We start from the raw sequence: 20,123 nt of genomic DNA, 5'->3' as shown, positions 1-20,123 counted from the left end.
CGGCGCGCCATTCCGGCAATGGCGCGCCGCTGTCTGGAATAGGGTTTCGAGCCGGACGGCTTACTGGTCCGACATGACAAATTCGAGACGTCCCGGTGCAACGCGAACATCCACCGGCATCGCGCCAAACATGCGCTGGGCGAAATCGGCTTCATCCAGACGGTAGACCGGCATGGTCTCCAGCATCTGAGCCACGGCACGCATAACGGTGTCTGTCACCGGTTTCAGATCGCCCTTGAAATAGGGAGACTCGATGCTGCTTTCCAGTAACTCGAGCCGCCGAATGAAGATCGCTTTTTCCGTGCTGTCATACACCGGCGCGCCCTCAACCTTCAAGGCAATATCGACCGGCAGTCTGGCCAGAAGCGCATTCACAGCGATCTGCCCTTTGACGTCGATAACAGCGACGTCCCGGCCATCGGGGCCCAGGGTGATATCGGCATCATTCAGGCTCAGGCTGAGCGGTGAACCGCTCTGCAGCTGCTGGCGATCAAAGTCGCTCACCACATCCTGGAGGTGGCGTTCGAGTTCCCCCTCGGAAATGGAATAAGGCGAGAAACTGGCGCACCCGCTGGTCAATCCGACGATCAGTAAAACCAGCGCCCAAAGGCCGGTATTGGGTAATTTCAGCATTGGCTTGTCTCCGTGAAGTCGGCTTATATCCTGCGGCAGGGGCGCAGCGGGGGCAAGACGGGCAGATTAAGGATTGGTCAGAATGGTTCCGGGCCGGTTAGTCATTCTCGGCCCGCACGTCCACATGAGGGGTCAGATCATCATCGATGGTCACGTGAACCAGAATAGGCTGACAGCAGACCTGGCAGTCTTCAACGTATTCCTGCTCCGACACCGAGGGGTCGACGCTGATATCCAGCGCCTCCCAACAGTAGGGGCATTGTACGAGGACCGACTCCAGGGCTGACATGTTCTCACCTCAGAACTGTTGTTTCGCCATCCAGGGAATGATGCGATCAAACGCTTCCTCCAGCTTCTCGCAGGTTGTCGAGAAGCTGATTCGAACGGCATTGGTGGACTCCTCGCCAAAGGCGTCCCCCGGCACAACACAAACTCCGGTTTCCTTGAGCATTCGCAGAGCCAGATCCGACCCGTCCACGTGGGGCGGCAGAGCCGGGAAAGCGAAGAAGGCACCGCCGGGTTTGTAGCCGGTCATATGCGGCGTCTGCTCGATCAGCTCCACCACCTTGTCACGGCGCTCACGATAAATATTCACCATATCCTGGACACACTGCTGATCGCCGGTGAGTGCAGCCACCCCGGCAAACTGGGACGGTGTATTGGCCACCGAGGTCGTGAACATATGATAGCGCCGCAGGGATTTGATCGCGGCCTGGCTCGATATCACCCAGCCAACCCTCAGGCCTGCCATGCTGTAGGTTTTGGAGAAACTGCTGATGCACATGATGTTGTCCAGATCCATCGAACAATTCAGGACACTGGCAAAATCGTCGTCATCGAAAATCAGGTGATCATAGACTTCGTCCGCGTACACCTGGATGCCCCGGTAGGCGCACTCTTCCAGAATGGTCTCCACCGTACTGCGGGGATAAACCGCGCCGGTCGGATTGTTGGGATTATTGAGAATCAACGCAAAGGTGCGCGGCCCCATGGCCCGGATGACTTCATCCGGATCCAGCTGGTGGTCATTCTCCGCTCGCGTCGGCACAAACTTCACCTCACCGCCATTCATCCGAATCAGCGGGGCGTAGAGCAGGAACGACGGATCGGTCACGATAAACTGTCGCCCCGGTGCCGAGGTTGCCGAGATGGCCAGGTACATGGCCTCGGTCGCGCCACTGGTGATCAGAATGTTGTCCCGGGTGAGTTTCCGGTTATAGCGCTTGCCATAGTAGTCTCTGAGCGCAACCAGCAACTCGGGGAGACCGGCATCCATCGTGTAACCGGTCTGCCCGGCATTCAGCGCATCAATGTAGGCATCAATGATGTGCTTGGGCGTCGGCAGGTCCGGCTGACCAATGGAAAGATGGATAACATCTTTCATGGTGGCCGCCATATTCACCATGCGACGAATGCCCGGCACTGGAATCGCCTGCATGGCAGGGTTCCAACTGGCCTTGTTTTTCCGGTACTTCACTTTACGCGGTCTGGACTGGCCGGTCTCGTGATTGGCGGCTTCTGCCATAAACACCTCCTGCAAACGGGGCAAAAAAACCTACCCCTGCAGGTTAGCCAGTAACATCGGGCCACACAAGACAAAAACTGAGAAAGATACAGTGCGTGGAACCATCGCCTTCATCGCCTTCCCGGAAGCTCAGGAGGAACAGCAAGTTGACCCCACTGCACCGGCATACCAGACTGTCTTGAGGCCCACACAGACGATCGTCACTCAGACAAACAGGCGGAGGTTCAATGACACAGCCAAGCAAACCCGTTGTAACCGTTCTCACAGCGCCCGGCGAGCCGGAGCCACCGGGAATGGATGCCCTCAGGACACGCGCGGAAGTGAGGTTTGCCTGTGATGAACAGACACTGAGAGATACCCTCCCCGGTACCGATATCATGATGGTGACCGACTTCCGGACCGAAGCCCTGGAAGCCGCCTGGCCTTCGGCAGACAAACTGCAGTGGATTCACGCCACCAGCGCCGGCGTGGATGCCCTGATGTTCCCGGCACTGATCAATGGCGATGTGGTGGTGACCAACGCCCGCGGCATCTTTGACCGCACCATTGCCGAGTATGTGCTCTGCACCATCCTGATGTTCGCCAAGGATTTTCCTGGCTCAATCCGACTTCAGTTGAAGCACCAGTGGAAACATCGGGATACCGAGCGGGCCGAAGGCAAACAGGTACTGGTCGTGGGCGCCGGCTCCATCGGTCGCCAGATTGGCCGACTGGTTGCCGCGGCCGGCCTGAAGCCTCACGGCATTGCCCGCACCCCTCGCCATGACGATCCGGATTTCGTAAAAGTCCACGGCAATGACGAGCTGTTTGAACAGCTGGGCCACGCCGACTACGTGGTGATCGCCGCACCACTGACGCCGCAAACCGAGGGTCTGTTTGATGAGCAGGCGTTCAAGGCGATGAAAAGCACGGCGCGCCTGATCAACATTGGCCGCGGCCCGATCGTGAAGACCGACGATCTCATCACCGCACTGCGGAACGGCGACATCGCCGGTGCCGGCCTGGATGTTTTCGAGGAAGAACCTCTACCGGAGGACCACCCTTTGTGGGACATGGAGAACGTCACCATGACTGCCCACATGGCCGGCGACTTTATCGGCTGGAAGCGGGCTCTCACTGACCAGTTCCTGGAGAACTTCGACCGCTGGCACAAAGGCGATGACCTGTTCAATTTCGTGGACAAGGAACTCGGCTACGCCGGCAGCAAATAAAATTGGAGAAAAGCTGGTAGCCGCGCAAAAAAACGGGAGCCCAAAGGCTCCCGTTTCCTGTTCACTGAATCAGGCCCGTAGTCAGCTTCCCGACAGGGACTGATCCGAGGGATCGATCTCCATCTGCTGAATCGCAATCACCGCCTGGGTGCGGTTGCGAACCCCAAGCTTCCGGAAAACGGCCGTAATATGCGCCTTGATGGTCGCCTCGGAAACGTCCAGATCGTACGCAATCTGTTTGTTCAGAAGCCCCTCGGCCAACATACCCAGTACCCGGAACTGCTGAGGCGTCAGCGACGCCAGCTTTTCCGAGAAATCGGTCGCGTCCGAATGCATTCGCTCAATCTTGTCCGCCACCCCATCGGGCAGCCACACGTCCCCTTCCAGAACCGCCTGGATCGCCTCGGTAATGGTCGGCAGCGGCGCCGACTTCGGTATGAAGCCGGAGCCGCCATAGTCGATCGAACGACGCATCACCTGCAACTCCTCGGAGCCTGACACAACCACCACGGGAAGCCCCGGATACTGCCCGCGCATGAACACGAGTCCGGAGAAGCCATGGGCACCCGGCATATTCAGATCCAGAAGAACCAGATCCGCGTCCGGGTGCGACTCTACCGCCGCCTGCAACGCCTTGATGCTGTCGACCTCGACCGTCTCGGCATCCGGCACCGCCTGACTGACCGCCTGCTTCAGTGCTGCCCGAAACAGCGGGTGATCATCGGCGACGATAATTGTTTGTGCCATTCAACAGATTCCTCACAGGTTGACGTTGGGTACTCAGACCTTACTTGAATTCACGACTGCTGATCAGTTCATCGACCACACCCGGATCGGCCAGAGTGGAGGTATCTCCCAGCTGGTCGTGTTCGTTGGCAGCGATTTTACGCAAAATCCGGCGCATAATCTTGCCCGACCGGGTCTTTGGCAGTCCCGGTGCCCACTGGATCACATCCGGCGAGGCAATCGGACCAATCTCCTTGCGCACCCACTGTACCAGCTCTTTCTTCAGCTCGTCAGACGGCTCCTCACCCTGCACCAGGGTGACATAGACATAGATGCCCTGCCCCTTGATCTCATGGGGATAACCGACCACAGCGGCCTCAGCGACCTTGTCGTGGGCCACCAGGGCACTCTCCACCTCGGCAGTACCCAGGCGGTGACCGGAGACGTTCAGAACGTCATCAACACGACCGGTAATCCAGTAGTAACCGTCTTCATCACGACGGGCGCCGTCGCCGGTGAAGTAGCGTCCTTTGTAGGTGCTGAAGTAGGTCTGCTTGAAACGCTCATGGTCGCCGTAAATGGTGCGCATCTGGCCCGGCCAGCTGTCCAGGATAACGAGATTACCCTCGGTCTTGCCCTCCAGGATGTTGCCATCGTTATCAACCAGCGCCGGTTTGACACCGAAGAATGGCACTGTTGCCGAGCCAGGCTTGAGATCTATCGCACCGGGAAGCGGCGAGATCAGAATGCCACCGGTCTCGGTCTGCCACCAGGTATCCACGATCGGGCACTTGCTGTTACCAATGACCCGGTGGAACCACTCCCACGCTTCCGGGTTGATCGGCTCACCCACTGAGCCCAGCAGCCGCAAGCTGTCGCGGGTGGTGCCATCCATGCAGGAGGCGCCTTCTGCCATCAATGCACGGATTGCGGTCGGCGCAGTATACAGGATGTTGACCTTGTGCTTGTCGACCACCTGCCCCATCCGGGAGCTGTCCGGGTAGTTTGGCACGCCCTCGAAAAGCACGGTGATTGCGCCGTTGCAGAGCGGTCCGTAAAGAATGTAGCTGTGCCCCGTCACCCAGCCGAAGTCTGCCGTGCACCAGTATACGTCGCCGTCATGGTAGTCGAACACATACTCATGGGTCATCGAGGCGTAGACCATGTAACCGCCAGTGGTGTGCAGGACCCCCTTCGGAGCGCCGGTTGAGCCGGAGGTGTACAGCATGAACAGCGGGTCCTCGGCGTTCATGGGCTCCGGCGGGCAATCTGCGGACGCAGACTGCATCAGGTCCTCGTAACGCTCATCACGACCGTCGTTCCAGGGCACGTCCTTGTTTCCGGTGCGGGTCACGACAACCACTTTTGCAACACCCGCTGCATCTTCGTTCTTCAGGGCCGCATCCACGTTCTTCTTGAGCGGAATCTTGCGACCGCCACGAATCCCCTCATCGGCGGTGATCACATACCGGGATTTACCATTAACAATCCGGGCGCCCAGGGCCTCCGGAGAGAAACCACCGAATACCACCGAGTGAATCGCGCCAATGCGGGCACAAGCCAGCATGGCCACAGCGGTCTCAACGATCATGGGCATGTAGATGGTGACGACGTCACCTTTCTTGACGCCCAGACCTTTCAGCACGTTGGCAAACTTGCTGGTTTCCTCGTGCAGTTCACGATAGGTCACGTGACGGGAGTCGGCCGGATCGTCGCCTTCAAAGATGATAGCGGTCTGATCGCCCTTGTCGGCCAGATGGCGATCAAGACAGTTCGCGGACGCATTGAGCTCGCCGTCTTCAAACCATTTGATGGAGAGGTTGTCGTAGTCGTAGGTGGTGTTTTTAACCTTGCTGTACGGTTTGATCCATTCCAGGCGTTTGCCGTGCTCACCCCAGAACGTATCCGGGTCCTCGACTGACTGACGATACATGTCGTCGTATTGTTCTCGGTTTAGCAAGGCCCGTTTGGCCACGTCCGGACTAACCGGATAAACCTGTTTATCAGTCATTGTGCTCCCCCTTTAGTCAGAGTCTGTTGTCATTGTCGGTTTTTGGAATACAGATCGATGAGGCCTTTGTTGGCCTTTAAGACGGATAGCTGTAGTTCAACATGTGTGCGACTGAACAATGAATTAGACTAACGTCCTAATGTGACTGAACTTTTAGCCGAAACCATTCGGCAACCTGCGAGCAATCAACAGCTAATTGCATCAGATGAGAAGCTTTTTTAAGGATAGACCGAAAGGGCCTGTTCGCAACCGGGGCAGAGAAAACAGAGGAACACTACCAAGGAGGCCCGATCCAGGGGACCGGGCCTCACAGGTCTGGCTTATGCAGCTTGTTTGCGGGCCTTCGCCGAACGCAGGCTATAGAGCTTGCGCTCCTTGAGGGCATAGCGGTTCAGACCGGCCAGATGAATCTTGCGCAGGTAAACGCTCCAGTCGATCTGGCGGGCATCGACCGGAAACAACCCACTGTCGACATCACCCATCCGGGACGACAAGGACAACAGCTCATCGTTGCGGAAGATGTAGTCCGGCGCGGTGTAAAAACCAAAAATGGTGGCCAGTGATCGGGTGGTATCGAGATTCCTCAGGGCTTTCAGTTCGCGACTGTGCCCGAGCATTTTCAGGACCCGGCCAGTGATGCTGAGCGGGATACGGACTCCACCAACCACGGTGTCAAACAGCTTCCGATTCACCGCCACAAACGGTTTGGTCGGCTGGCGATAGAACAGCTGGTCGTATTCCGCGTAGCTGGCCTTGGCCTCAACCATCAGGTGATCAATGAACTCACCAAGGGAAATCGGGTTCGAACTGCCGCTGCAGCACTGGTAGATACGCTGTCCCACTGGCTCGGCCAGTGCCTCGGCGAGGGACAGAATAATGGCATTGGCCACCAGATCCACCGGAATAACATCAATGATCCCGGAGCGTTTGCCCGGGAACAGGGTCACCTTTTCGCGGGCATAGGCAAGGATGATGGCATCGGCAACTTTTACGCCTTCAATCCAGCCCGGCGCCGGTTCTTCCAGCGCACTCTCTATAATGGACGGACGAACAATCGTCAGAGACCGACCGGAAAGGGCTTTCATCAGTAACTGCTCACCCAGCCACTTGGTGAAAGTGTAGGTATCGCTCCAGCCGTAACGGTTGGCTTCCCGAATGCCAAGATCCACCAGCTTCTTCTCCAGCATCTTGCCGGAATAACGGGAACGAACATCGGCGATCTTGTCTTCCAGCAGGCGGACCAGCTCATCAATCTCGTAGTAACCTTCTGAGCTGCGGGGAATGGCCTCACCGGCCGGCTTAATCACGGATTCCGTAACCTGGCCAGAGTTCATGCCGTTGACGTAACAGGTAGAAACCTGAATAACGGACAGCTCGCTGTTCTGGCGCGCCAGCTCGGCAACGTTGTCGAGGCAGCGGGTGTTGATGGCCAACGCCTTGTCCAGCTCCTCCCGGAAATTCACACTGGCCGCAGAGTTGATTACGACATCAATACCACTGGCCAGTTTACCGAACTGATCCCGGGACAGGCCGAACAACGGCTCGGTCACTTCGCCAGTCACACAGTGAATCCGCTCTTCCACGAAATTTTCGAAGGCTTCATTGTCGTCGTGCCGCAGTCGCTCAAAAACCGAAGACGTTGCGATTTCATCGAGAAAGCGCCCCCTGGCGTCAGGGTGTCGCTTGTTCCCCCGAACCAACAGATGAATTCCGCCAATATCCGGAACCGCCCGGATCAGTTTTTCAAGTACAACCTTGCCCAGGAATCCGGTCGTGCCGGTGATCAGGACATGTTTGCCTCGGAGCTGTTCGAGAACTTTCGACGACGACTCTCCGGTTTTCAACTGCTGTGTTGCCATTGGTGGAACTCCTTCTCAACATTCTAAACGATGACCGGTCGAACACCTTGCCGGTGGGGAAAACGTGCTTGTGAATCATTCACAGCAAAGCCGTTGCATTATATGGGCCACCAGCGAAACCAATGATTAATATTTGCACACTATTCGTGACAGTGTGGTGACACACAGCAAACTTACGATACAAAAAGCGCTAATAAAATGACGGTAAACAGGGCAGGTTTTTAGCGAAGACTCGGGCTCATTTATCGTCGTTGCCCGCCAGGGAGCGCAGCAGCTGGTCCAGTGAAATTTCCGCAGGCTGCTCCCTGAGCGCCCGTACCAGGCGATCCTGCTCACCGAAGCTGACACGATCATAGACGGCATCCGTCAGTTCTGACTCTGCCGGTGCGGTAGCTGCCTCGGGGCCTTGTTCCGGAGCGATCTGATCGGCCAGATGTCTGAGATGCATGGCCAGGTGACACTTTCTCTCGTCACTCAGTTTTTCCCATTCGAGGGAGCCAAGCCCGGTCTGGATAATCTCAATCGTGTCACTGTCCGGCGTGCTCCCCAGAAGTGCAAAAAGACGGGTAAATGCCTCATAACGCAGCATCGCATTGTCCGGCGTTTGCACCAATGTGTCTTCAAGCTCACCGACCGCCTGCAAGCAGCGCTCACGCGGACTGACCGGCGCCACCGATCGGATCTGGGCCGGTTTGTTTTCCACCTGCTGGCGCGAAACATGATGCCAATAAGCGGCAATGCCGGTCTTCCTCGGGGGCACCTGGGATAGGCGCACATTGAGCATGTCTGCAAGAGTATGGAACTGGCGACAGGAAGGGTCGGCTACCGGCAGCAGAGCAACCGGTTTCTGATTAAGCACCGACTGCCGCAGAGTTTCGTCTCTCCAGATACCGCCCATGTAGTGAAGGGTCAGATTGAGGTGGCGCTGGGCGGCCGAATCCAGGCGCTGGAACACGGATCGGGCCTGGCTGGCGCCCTGGGCCATGTTTACGAGGACGCTCGGAACCCGCTTGTAGCCCCGACGCCGAATGACCTTGATGAGCGAAAAGGCGTCGGTCAACGAGGCCGGATCCGGGGTCACGATAATGCAGGCCAGTTCCGCCGCCGCAATCATGTGTAGGCTCGGTGCCTGGAGCCCGGCCGCGGTATCCGTTATCACGTAGTCGTACTGGCTCTCCAACTGGGAAAGCGCCCTCAGGATACGCAGACTGTCGGACGGACTCATGTCCATGCACTCCTGCACGCCGGACGCGCCAGGGACAATGTGCAGGCCATAGTCCGTTTCAAGCAGGGTGTCCTGCAGGCGGCACTGGCCCGCAATCACGTTGGCCATGGTTTTCTCCGGATAGAGGCCGACCATGATGCTGACGTTGGCAAGATCGGTGTCGCCATCCAGTAACAAAACCCGCTTATCCTGACGTGCCAACGTGAGCGCCAGGTTGAGAGCAACCGACGTTTTACCGACCCCGCCCTTACCGCCGGTAATGGCGATCGTTCGAGGTTGGTTTGAATTGTGCTTATCAGGCTCTCTAACGGTCATGACCGGAATTCCATGTCCCTGATTGTAAGGAGTCAGTCACTACAACCTGTAAAAATTCTACACATATCACAAGTCAGATAATATACTGCTTAAAAATACATCAATAAGTATTTAATAACGACGGATTATTGTCTAAGCTCCAACGCAACAACAACAATGAACTCTCCGTCATGCGTGAATTTTCTACAACATGACATTGAATTAGGCGCGACAGGTAAGCTCTATGGATTTAGCTCCTGACCTACAGTTACCGAGTCTCCCGGAGGTTACCCTGCGGGCACTCGAGGCCTGTCATCAGGATGAGAGCTACCGAACCATCAGTGAAATCGTGTCCGTGGACACGGCCCTTGTCGCACGGATACTGGCCCTCGCCAATTCCGCACTCTATCGCCCGGCCACACGCATCACCTCGGTGGACCAGGCCTTGCTCAGGCTCGGCACACGTCGCTTCCATACACTGGTATTGACCGCCGCCCTGCGCCAACTGTTGTTCGAACTGGGCGGCGACGAATGGCAACAGCTGCGGGATTTCTGGCGGCACTCCCTGACCACAGCCCTGACAGCCCGGGCCCTGGCGACACTGACCCGCTACCACGAACCCGACGAAGCCTTCATGCTGGGCATGCTCCACAACATTGGTGAGTTGATCGCGATCAAGACGCCCGCACCCGACGCGAAACAGTACTTCGTCAGCCACCAGTCCGACATTGCCGCAGAGCTGGTTACGGCCTGGGGCCTCGGCCCGATGGCCGCCGACGCCATGCGCTACCAGCAGGCTCTCCCGAACGAACTCCGGGACGCCGGGCATCTGGTCAAACTGATCAGTCTCGCCACGCGGCTGGCACTGTCCGATGCTGCCGGCATCGCCGCCGCAGCCACAGTTTTCGGACTGAGCGAAGAGCTTACCAGGGAAATTAATCGTCGAATCTCGCATGAAGTTTCAGGCATGGCGGCCTCCCTGGGCATCCCGCTGGATGAAGAGTACAACGGTGACAACGCCACCCGAAAACTGAAACAGACGATCCTCCGGCAAGCCATGGCAAATCAGTCGCTTGACCTTGCCAACCTGCATGGCCCGATGGATGACATTCTGTCGGAAACCGTGAACAGCCTGACTCTGGTTACTGGACTGCCAGCACTTTGCTTTGGCCACAGCGACGACAATCTTGTGCTCCTGTCCGGTACCACCGGGACCGTTCCCGAGCTTGCCATCTCGGCCAAGCCTGGCGGCAGCGTTCTTACCGATGCCTTCCGTTCGGGTCAGCCAACCAGCCTGGCGGACCGTTCGGCCACCGTTCTCGATCGCCAACTCCTGTCCCTGCTACGCACCCCCTCACTGCTGGCTGTGCCAGTGGTCACCGGCAACGACTGCCCCGGCGTGTTTGCCCTGGGTACCGATAACGAAGACCCGACCGCCACGACCGAGCTCGCCGCCCTCTTTACCCGGCAATTGTCAGTGGTCCTCAATGACCGGCCAGCTATTTCCGACGCCGGGGGCCAGCAAGACGACATCCAACAAGAGGTCGCGCGCGAACTGGTCCGCAGACAGATCCACGAAGTCAGCAACCCTCTGACCATCATCCGCCAGTACATCTACCAGCTCCGAAACCGGCTTGATGATGCAGACGTTCAACAGGAACTCGACGTTATCCGGGATGAGCTCGATCGAGCCGGCAACCTCCTGCTCCAGATGAGCCATACCACCAGCACCGTCGAGGATGACGAAGGCATTGAACTCAATGCCGAACTGAAAAGTCTGTCACGCATTCTGGAAGACAGCCTGTTCACGGACAGCAAACGTCAACTCAGCGTGGTAATGTGCAAACAGCCGACAATGCTGGCGACAGGGGCAGCACCCATTCGCCAGATTGTCATCAATCTTGTCCGCAATGCGGCGGAAAGCCTGCCTGAACCGGGCGGCAAGGTTGAAATCCGAACATCAGCCCCGGTCTGGCAGAACAACCGGACCTGGGTGGAACTGGAGATCACGGATACCGGGACAGGAATCCCCGACGACATCCGACGCTCTCTGTTTACGCCGGTGAAAACCACAAAAGGGGAAGGCCACAGCGGATTGGGCCTGAGTATCGTGAAGCAGCTTATTGATGACATGGAGGGCATCATTGCTTGTCGCACGGGGCAGGAAGGTACAGCCTTCAGGATTTTGCTGCCGGCGGCCAGCCATAAAAAGAACGAAGCCGACTGACGAAGAAACGACGGACATAGAGCGATGGCACCTGAACTCACTGATCAGCATTTCAGTAAAGGGTTAACGGCACGCATTCTGGTGGTGGACGACGAACCGCGCCTGCTGCAGACACTCGCCACGCTACTGCGTGAGAACGGCTATGAAGTCACCGAGGCCCACGGCGGCAACCGCGCCTGCGAGCTCGTTGATTCGCAATCGTTTGACCTGGCCTTGCTTGACCTCAGAATGCCGGAGGTGGACGGCTTCGACGTCATGGCCCATCTGGCCGACGTGCAGCCGGACTGTGGAGCCATCGTGGTCAGTGGCGAAAGCTCGTTCAGCGCCGTCAGTCGCGCCCTGCGCCGAGGTGCGCTGGACTACATCCGGAAACCGTTTGACCCGGAAGAACTGCTGGCGACCGTTGCCAGCGTGACCAACAAGCAGTCCCTGCTCAAAGCCCACGAGCACATTCAACTGCGCCTGGAAAAATCCGAGGCATTGCACCGCTACATCGTGAACAGCTCACCGGACATCGTCTTCATGCTCGACGATGACGGCCACTTCTGTTTTGTAAACAGCAAAGTGGAAAGCCTGCTGGGCTACCAGCCATCCGAACTGTGCGGGCACCACTTCCGCCATATTCTGGACGACCGGGATGTCACCCGGGGCCTGTACGCCCTGAATGGCCCCAACATTACCGCGGACAATCCGAGGACCCTGGAAGTCCGACTGAAGACCCGGGGCAGCCGGCGTGCTACACGGCATTTCGAGATCACCGCGTTTCCAATCGATCCCCAGACCTGGCCACACTCCCATGCCACCCATGGCGGAGGAAATGGCCAGACTGCCCGCTATTACGGTAGTGCCCGCGATGTCACCGAACGTAAGGAAGCCGAGGCGTTCATCAATTTCCAGGCCTATCACGATCTGCTGACGCGACTTCCCAACCGGGCCCTGTTCAAGGACCGCCTGGAACTTGCCATCACTCACGCCCGCCGTGGCGACCAGAAACTGGCCGTGATGTTCCTGGACCTGGACCGGTTCAAGGTCGTGAACGATACCCTCGGGCATGCCATGGGCGACCGCCTGCTGCAGGCTGTAACCCACCGCCTGGAAAAATGCCTCCGAAAAGGTGACACCCTGTCCCGCTTTGGCGGTGATGAGTTCACGCTCCTGCTGCCATCCATCCACAGCCCCGAGGATGCGAGACAGATCGCCAAGAAGCTGATCAAGGCGCTTCGGGCGCCCTTCCAGCTCGGCGACCACGAAGTGTTCGTGGGTGTCAGTATTGGCATTTCGATCTTCCCCGAAGCTGGCGATAGCATGGACCAGCTGATCCAGAATGCCGACATTGCCATGTACCACGTCAAGGCCCGGGGCAAAGACGGCTACCGTTTCTTTTCCGAGAGCATGAGTATCGATTCTGCCAACCGTCTCAATCTGGAGCGGGATCTTCGCCTGGCGCTTGAGCGGGATGAACTGCGCGTGTTCTATCAGCCCCAGGTCTGCTCCACCAGCAATCGTATTGTCGGGCTCGAGGCACTCGTCCGCTGGCAGCATCCTGAGCGCGGACTGCTCTACCCCCGGGATTTCCTGCCACTGGCCGAGGAAACCCGGCTGATTGGACAGCTCAGTGAACGGGTTCTCGATCAGGCCTGCCAGGATGTTGGTCGATGGATTCGCGCGGGACACCCGGATCTGCGCCTGGCGGTGAATCTGTCGCCGGTCCAGGTCGAACATCCCAGGTTTGTCGAAACCCTCATCGAGCGGGTACGGGCCCACCGGTTTCCGGCGAGTAACCTGGAAATCGAGATTACCGAAAACGTGATCATGAATGACCTTGAGCAGATCAGCCAGAAGTTGCGCGAACTTGCGTCCATGGGCGTGCGCATCGCCATCGACGATTTCGGCACCGGCTACTCTTCCCTCAACTACCTGCACCGACTCCCTATTCACACCCTCAAGGTCGACCAGTCCTTTGTGAAAGCGATCCGCAGCGGCGACGACGGCGCCTGTATCGTGAACGCCATCGTTGCCATGGCCCACGGGCTCAAACTGGAGATCGTTGCGGAAGGCGTAGAAACCGACGAACAGCTCGAATACCTGCGAAAGCTGGGCTGCCACCAGGTTCAGGGCTTCTTCTACGGCCCTGCCAGACCGGCGGCACACATTTCCAGAACCCTGGGCGAGGCACCCGCCAAGGCCGCCTCGTTCTCATAACCAATTATTGATTGTCCTACACTCCGATATAAAACCTTGAAGCGGTTTGCAAACTATTGCAGAGCGTTATTTTTTGTATCCCGAAATGCGTATTGCTGCACATAAATCCCCCACCCTGTTCTCTAAGCTCGAAATCGTTAGGCGTTGATCACCGGAATCCCGACAGGCAGTCGGGCAACAACGACAAAAACGGTGGCGACATCCAGAGGAACAATAACAGGCAGCCGTCATCATGCGCGACAAGTACAAATATATTGGCCCGGTTTACGATTTTCTGAGCAACCTCTACAGCGGCAAAAACATACACCGCTGCAAAACCGCCATGCTGGATGTGGAAACCGTGCAACCCGGCGACCGCATTCTGTTTGCCGGCGTTGGTCATGGCAGAGATGCCATCCGTGCCGCCGAACTGGGCGCGGACGTAACCGTCGTCGATCTGTCCGAAACCATGCTGCGCAAGTTCGCGGAGGCCCAGGAAAAGGAAGCCCCTCATCTCACCATCCGTCGTATCCACAGCGACATCATGAAGGTGGAAGAATTCGAGCAGTACGACATGGTCGTCGCCAATTTCTTCCTGAACGTGTTCGGTGAAGACATGATGGTCCGGGTACTGGAACACCTGATTCGCCTGGGCAAGGCCGACGCGCGGGTCGTGGTCGGCGACTTCTGCTACCCCACGGGTAACGTGGTGGCTCGCATGTTCAAGAAGCTTTACTGGTACATGGCGGTCTTTACCTTCTGGCTGTTTGCCAACAACGCCTTCCACAAAATCTACAACTACCCCGAGCACATGCAGCGCCTGGGCCTGAAGGTCACCGAAAAGAAGCATTTCAAGCTTCTGAACATGGACTGCTACTGGTCCATCCTCGGCCGCAAACAGGCCTGATTGCCGCAGCCATCCACCCAACAATAAATCGGGGAGCAGAGACATGTCGGATCAGATTCTTGCACTGGACGGACTCCGTGAACTGGCAGGCAACTCGTTTTCCTTCACGGAACGGGTTGGTTACCTGAAAAAGTACGGAACCCATTCCCAGTCCTTCTCAACCCTGCAGCCGGGCATGCAGTATTTCGACGTGCCCGGGGTTGGCTATCTTGCCTACATGCGCAAGTGGGGGGGAACCTTCGTGTTATCTGATCCGGTCTGTGCCCCGGAGAATTTTGCGGTCATTCTCGAACATTTTCACAACCGCTTCCCGAACGCCAGCTACATCCAGGTATCCAAACCGGTGGTGGATTTCATGCACCTTCGATTCGGTCTCTATGGCACCCAGTTCGGCAGCGAATCCCGCATTGATCTGCGCAAGTGGTCCCTGACCGGCAAGAAAAAACAGATCCTTCGCACCGCCCTGAACCAGGCTGAGAAAAATAACATCACGGTCAAGGAGCGGTTCAGCGATGACCATACCCGGGAAATTTCGGAGGCCTGGATCCGGACCCGGAAGTGCAAGAGCAACGAGATCCGTTTCCTGATTCGCCCGATGGAGATGGAATACCGGGAGAATGAACGTCACTTCTACGCCTATGAGGGTGACAGGGCCGTAGGCTTTATCTATTTCGACCCGATCTACCGCAACAATGAGATCATCAGCTACGTGCCGAACATCTCCCGGGCCAATGCCGATTTCCGTCAAGGCATTTTTTATACCCTGATGGCTCATGCCATGGACGTATTCAAGGCCGAGGGCGTCCCCTACCTTGATCTTGGCCTGATTCCGCTGTCACTGGATGCCGCCACCGAGCATCAGGAAAGCCGGTCGCTGAAACGACTTCTGCACCTGGTCTACGAGAAGGGGAATTTCCTCTATAACTTCAAAGGCCTGGAATTCACCAAGTCACGCTTCAGGGGCGACAGCTTCAAAACCTACTGCTGCCACAAGCGGGCCATTCCTGCCCTTGAGTTTCTGGCCATGTTCAAACTGACGCGACTGTTGTAACTGGCTTGGCCTGAACCGGCCAGTGGGCAATTACCGTCCGTGGACGCAGCCCCAGGTTGGTCATGAAGCCGGCCAAGCCCTCGGGTGCCGGACCGGAAAACAGTGCGGCCCGCACCGGCGACTCGCCAGGAACCGCCTCCGGGACCGCATCACCAGCCTTACCCAGCTCGCCCAGCAAAAAGGCAACCCGCCGAGCAATGGCTTCTCCGGAATCCACCCAGAACGCCACTCCGGGCAGGACGTCCCGAAGCGCTTCCAGTAACAACGGATAATGGGTGCATCCCAATACCACCGTGTCCACGCCCGCCTCGTGAAAACCGGCGACCGCTTCGGAAAGCTCACGGCGGGGCACGTCCACACCGCTCACCGACTCTTCCACCCAGCGCACCAGATCAGGATGGCCGATACGTTCAACCTGGCAGTGTCCGGCAAATTCGTCGACCAGATTATCCAGGTAGGGTCGGCGCACCGTGGCCGGAGTTGCGAGCAGACCAATGCGACCATTCCGGGTTCTGGCCGCGGCCGGCTTGATCGCAGGCACCACGCCGACCACCGGTGTCGACGTTATGGCACGGAGGTGGGGCAGAACCACGGTGCTGGCCGTATTACAGGCCACGATGATGATGTCGCACGGGTACTGGGCCAGAGCCTCGCCCGTCAATCGACAACACCGCTCGATGACCACCGACTCGGGCTGGTCGCCGTAAGGAAACCCGGCATTATCGGCAAGGTAGACCAGTTCCGTTCCCGGCAAGTGCCGGACGACACTGGCGGCTATGCTCAGGCCGCCAACTCCGGAATCAAACACCAGAACCCTGGGGACAGAATCCGTCTTCAAAGGGCTATTCCTCCACGGGAAATCTCGCTCTCCATGGCCCGGATCAGGCGACCGGCAATGGTGGTTTGTGGCGGCACCGGCGGGGTGTCCCCGGGCAAATACCAGTCAGCATCCGCCAACTCATCCTCCTGAAGGACAAGATCCCCACCGGCATAGTCGGCGAAAAAACCCACCATCAGCTGGTGTGGAAACGGCCAGGGCTGGGACGATTGATACCGGACGTTGGTTATGTCGAGGCCAGTTTCCTCTTTCACCTCTCGGGCGACAGCGCCTTCCAGGCTTTCACCGGGCTCGACGAAGCCGGCAATCAGACTGTAAAAGTGATGCCGGGCCCGGGTTGACCTCGCAAGCAGCAGCCGGTCATCCCGTCGAATAACGACTATCACGCACGGCGCGAGTCTCGGGTACCAGGGAATGCCGCAGGGATCGCACCATTTTGCCCGTTCCTGAGGGTGAAACCCGGTTTCCAGTCCACAACGGCCGCAATACCGGTGGTCACGCCACCATTGCCAGACCTGAAATCCGGTGCTCAACAGTTCTGCGGGGGCCTCCTCCATCATTAACAGGGCATCTCTGAGCGCCACGGGGTCAAGCCCGGATCCGGCATCGTCCTCCAGTTCCGTGACATAGACACGCTTGCCGTCCACGGAGCCAAGCGACACGGCCTCGCCGATGGCGTCGGAGTGCCCGACGGCTTCCCAGGAAAGGAGCCAGCCGTCGTCCGGCTTGAGGATGTTTGAACCTGAAATAGCCAGCAGCCGGTCTCCTGCCTGCGGCGGGGTCGTGGTCCAGCCCGGAGTCCAGTCTGCGTTCGAGATCGCCATCGTCTGTTCACACCTGCGTGATGAATGGGCCAAGCTGAAATGTACCACACTGCGTGACAGGTCCAGTAAGATCAGTGGCTTTCCGCACCGTACTCAACCAAGTAAACTTGGCCCCTGTCTGATTCACCGGAGCAACACTTTATGCGACTTTACCAGGGCATTCGCAGCCTGATCCTGACCATTCTCCGCAAGATATTGTTCCTGTGGGTCAGGACGGACGTCAGCGGCAATAGCCTGGAAGCCCTGGGTCTGGATCCGGACAGGCCGGTCTGCTACGTGCTCCAGTACAGCTCACTGTCCAACCGTTTGGTCCTCGAGCAGGAGGTCATACGCGCCGGCCTGCCGGGCGCCACCGATGCACTGCCCGTGAAAAACGGGCCGTCCCACTCGTTCTTTTTCCTGTATCGCCGCACAGGCGGCCTGTTTCGTCGGCGGCAGACGCCGGTGCTGACTACCGAATTCGAGGCACTGATCCGATACGGTCTTGAGCATCCGGACGAGGACGTCCAGATCGTTCCGGTTTCCCTGTTCTGGGGCCGCTCGCCGGATAAAGAAAAATCGCTGGTGAAACTGCTGCTGTCCGACACCTGGTCGGTGGCGGGCCGGTTACAGAAACTGCTGATTATCATGGTCCACGGCCGCAACACCTACGTGCAGTTTAACCAGCCCCTGTCACTGAAACAGGTTATTGATGAATACCGCCACTCCGAGGAGCGCGCCAAACGGAAACTCGCGCGCATTCTGCGCACCCACTTCCGGCGCGTTCGCCAGGCGGTACTCGGACCGGACCTGTCTCATCGGCGCACCTTGGTGGGTGGACTGGTGCGCACCCAGGCCGTCAAGGAAGCCATTCGCGAAACCGCAGCGAAAGACGACATTCCACCGGAAAAGGTACGCGCCAAGGCCTGGAAATATGCCGACGAAATTGCCGCCAGCATGTCCATCGTTACCATCCGCTTCCTGGAAGTGGTGCTGGCCTGGCTCTGGAACCGTATCTATAACGGTATCGCCATCAACAACATTCGCGTGGTTAAGGAGGTGGCCCAGGAAAATGCGGTGGTCTATGTCCCCTGTCACCGGTCACACATCGATTACCTGCTGCTGTCCTACGTGCTCTACAAGAATGGTCTGATGCCCCCCCACATTGCCGCGGGAATCAACCTGAACATGCCGGTTGTGGGCCCTATCCTGCGCCGGGGCGGTGCCTTCTTCATGCGCCGGAGCTTCAAGGATAATCCGCTGTACGCCACCGTGTTCAACGAGTACATGCACGTGATGTTTTCCCGTGGCTACTCGGTGGAGTACTTCGTCGAGGGTGGACGCAGTCGCACCGGACGTATGCTGCAGCCGAGGCCGGGCATGCTGTCGATGACCGTTCGCAGTTTCCTGCGCGATCACCGCAAGCCAATCGTCTTTGTGCCGGTCTACATCGGCTACGAGAAAGTGATGGAAGGCCGCTCCTATCTGGGCGAGCTTCGGGGCAAGAAAAAGCAGAAGGAAAATGTGTTCGCGCTTGCCAAAACCGTTCGCAAGCTCAGCAACTCATTCGGTCGGGTCGCCGTCAACTTTGGCGAAGCTATTCCGCTGGCCGATGTTCTCGACGAGGTTCACGACAGCTGGCGCCAGGAAGCCTACGACTCGGAATACCGTCCACCCTGGCTCAACAGGGCAGTGGATGAACTGGCACTGCGAGTGGCCTCCAATATCAACGCCTCCGTTGCCGTAAACCCCATCGGGATGACCGCTACGGTACTCCTCGGGACCGATCGCATGGCCATGGATGAAGGCCAGCTGATTCGCCTGATGGATCAGTACGCTGGCCTGCTCAAAGCCTACCCCTACGCCGAAACGGTTACCCTTCCAGAGGGATCAGGCAAAGACTGGGTTGCCTACTGTGAAAACATGGGGCTGGTAACTCGACAGCCGCAAAAGCTGGGCGACATCATCGCCCTGGAAGGCAGCAATGCCATCCTCATGACCTATTACCGCAACAACATACAGCACCTGTTCGCGTTGCCGTCACTGGTCGCCAGCCTGTTCGAGAACAAGGATTCACTGCGCCGCGACAAAGTCGTGTTTTTGGCCAGCGTGGCCTATCCGTACCTTCAGTCCGAGCTGTTCCTCAGGCATCAGGCCGACGAAGTGGAGTCGGTCATCAATCGCTGGATCGATGTGCTGATCGACCAGGGGCTGCTGGAAAAGCTGGACGACGATCGCATCGGCCGTCCCGAGGAAGGCACGGAGGCCATGCTTCGGCTGAGGGTGCTGTCGCACTTCATCATTCAGACCCTTGAGCGTTATCACATTGCCCTGGGCATCCTGCGCAAATACGGCTCGGGCAAACTCAGCGCGGCCGAGCTTGAGGAACAGAGCACGATGCTGGCAGAGCGCATGTCGATTCTCTTCGGCCTGAATGCACCGGAGTTCTTTGACAAGAGCCTGTTCCGGAATTTCATTGCCAATCTGCAGAAAAACGGTGTCATTACCACCGACGACAACGGACTGATTTGCTACGGTGAGGGGCTGGACGACGTCGCCGAAGACGCGCGTCTGGTGCTTAGCGTTGAAAAACGTCAGGCCATCCAACAGGTCACAATGCTCGGGGCCTGAT

The 20,123-nt window shown here is 57.9% G+C and carries 15 protein-coding genes; 6 read left to right on the top strand and 9 right to left on the bottom strand.

Annotated elements, in window-relative coordinates:
- Positions 1–60: 60 nt before the first annotated feature.
- The 3 genes from KZO34_RS14220 to KZO34_RS14210 form a co-directional block, all read right to left on the bottom strand.
- Entirely contained in the window at positions 61–633 is a 573-nt protein-coding gene (locus tag KZO34_RS14220) for a DUF1439 domain-containing protein (protein ID WP_219477510.1), read from the bottom strand.
- Between the two features lie 97 nt (positions 634–730).
- Positions 731–922 (bottom strand): CPXCG motif-containing cysteine-rich protein, encoded by a 192-nt coding sequence (locus tag KZO34_RS14215; RefSeq protein WP_219477509.1) that lies wholly within the window; start codon positions 920–922, stop codon positions 731–733.
- Positions 923–931: 9 nt separating this feature from the next.
- Positions 932–2,158, bottom strand: a complete 1,227-nt coding sequence (locus KZO34_RS14210; RefSeq protein WP_219477508.1) for a pyridoxal phosphate-dependent aminotransferase — start codon at positions 2,156–2,158, stop codon at positions 932–934.
- 227 nt (positions 2,159–2,385) lie between these two features.
- Here KZO34_RS14210 and KZO34_RS14205 point away from each other — a divergent pair, with 227 nt between their 5' ends.
- Positions 2,386–3,369, top strand: a complete 984-nt coding sequence (locus tag KZO34_RS14205; RefSeq protein WP_219477507.1) for a D-2-hydroxyacid dehydrogenase — start codon at positions 2,386–2,388, stop codon at positions 3,367–3,369.
- Positions 3,370–3,450: 81 nt separating this feature from the next.
- On the opposite strand, the gene KZO34_RS14200 is transcribed toward KZO34_RS14205, so the two are convergent.
- The 4 genes from KZO34_RS14200 to KZO34_RS14185 all read right to left on the bottom strand — a co-directional run bounded on the left by KZO34_RS14200 (position 3,451) and on the right by KZO34_RS14185 (position 9,505).
- The gene (locus tag KZO34_RS14200) at positions 3,451–4,116 is read right to left on the bottom strand and encodes a response regulator transcription factor (protein WP_219477506.1); all 666 of its coding nucleotides are present in this window, start codon (positions 4,114–4,116) and stop codon (positions 3,451–3,453) included.
- Between the two features lie 40 nt (positions 4,117–4,156).
- Complete coding sequence (acs, locus tag KZO34_RS14195; RefSeq protein WP_219477505.1) at positions 4,157–6,106, bottom strand: acetate--CoA ligase; 1,950 nt, start codon at positions 6,104–6,106, stop codon at positions 4,157–4,159.
- A gap of 320 nt (positions 6,107–6,426) precedes the next feature.
- Positions 6,427–7,965 carry a fatty acyl-CoA reductase gene (locus KZO34_RS14190; protein WP_219477504.1) on the bottom strand — a complete coding sequence of 513 codons (1,539 nt, stop codon included), beginning with the start codon at positions 7,963–7,965 and terminating at the stop codon, positions 6,427–6,429.
- Positions 7,966–8,203: 238 nt separating this feature from the next.
- On the bottom strand, positions 8,204–9,505 hold the full coding sequence (locus KZO34_RS14185) for an AAA family ATPase (protein WP_219477503.1): 1,302 nt from the start codon (positions 9,503–9,505) through the stop codon (positions 8,204–8,206).
- A gap of 223 nt (positions 9,506–9,728) precedes the next feature.
- Between KZO34_RS14185 and KZO34_RS14180 the strand changes: the two genes are divergently transcribed.
- From KZO34_RS14180 to KZO34_RS14165, 4 genes are all read left to right on the top strand, one after another.
- Positions 9,729–11,711: an HDOD domain-containing protein gene (locus KZO34_RS14180; protein ID WP_219477502.1), complete on the top strand. Its 1,983-nt coding sequence runs from the start codon at positions 9,729–9,731 to the stop codon at positions 11,709–11,711.
- A 24-nt stretch (positions 11,712–11,735) separates the two neighbouring features.
- Positions 11,736–13,913: a putative bifunctional diguanylate cyclase/phosphodiesterase gene (locus KZO34_RS14175; protein ID WP_219477501.1), complete on the top strand. Its 2,178-nt coding sequence runs from the start codon at positions 11,736–11,738 to the stop codon at positions 13,911–13,913.
- A gap of 232 nt (positions 13,914–14,145) precedes the next feature.
- A complete protein-coding gene (locus KZO34_RS14170; RefSeq protein ID WP_219477500.1) occupies positions 14,146–14,799 on the top strand; it encodes a class I SAM-dependent methyltransferase in 654 nt (217 codons plus the stop codon).
- A gap of 43 nt (positions 14,800–14,842) precedes the next feature.
- Entirely contained in the window at positions 14,843–15,850 is a 1,008-nt protein-coding gene (locus KZO34_RS14165; protein ID WP_219477499.1) for a DUF2156 domain-containing protein, read from the top strand.
- On the opposite strand, the gene murI is transcribed toward KZO34_RS14165, so the two are convergent.
- Positions 15,828–16,688, bottom strand: coding sequence for a glutamate racemase (gene murI, locus KZO34_RS14160; RefSeq protein WP_219477498.1), 861 nt, complete (start codon positions 16,686–16,688; stop codon positions 15,828–15,830). The genes KZO34_RS14165 and murI overlap by 23 nt on opposite strands.
- The gene (gene nudC / locus KZO34_RS14155) at positions 16,685–17,512 is read right to left on the bottom strand and encodes an NAD(+) diphosphatase (RefSeq protein WP_219477497.1); all 828 of its coding nucleotides are present in this window, start codon (positions 17,510–17,512) and stop codon (positions 16,685–16,687) included. Before nudC ends, murI begins: the two co-directional genes overlap by 4 nt.
- Positions 17,513–17,653: 141 nt before the next feature.
- Between nudC and plsB the strand changes: the two genes are divergently transcribed.
- Complete coding sequence (gene plsB, locus KZO34_RS14150) at positions 17,654–20,122, top strand: glycerol-3-phosphate 1-O-acyltransferase PlsB (RefSeq protein WP_219477496.1); 2,469 nt, start codon at positions 17,654–17,656, stop codon at positions 20,120–20,122.
- Position 20,123 lies beyond the last annotated feature (1 nt).

Source organism: Marinobacter sp. F4206 (assembly GCF_019392195.1).
In the GTDB taxonomy this organism is placed as follows: domain Bacteria; phylum Pseudomonadota; class Gammaproteobacteria; order Pseudomonadales; family Oleiphilaceae; genus Marinobacter.
The sequence above is the reverse complement of the archived record's forward strand: the minus strand, read 5'-3'. Positions and strand labels throughout refer to the sequence as shown.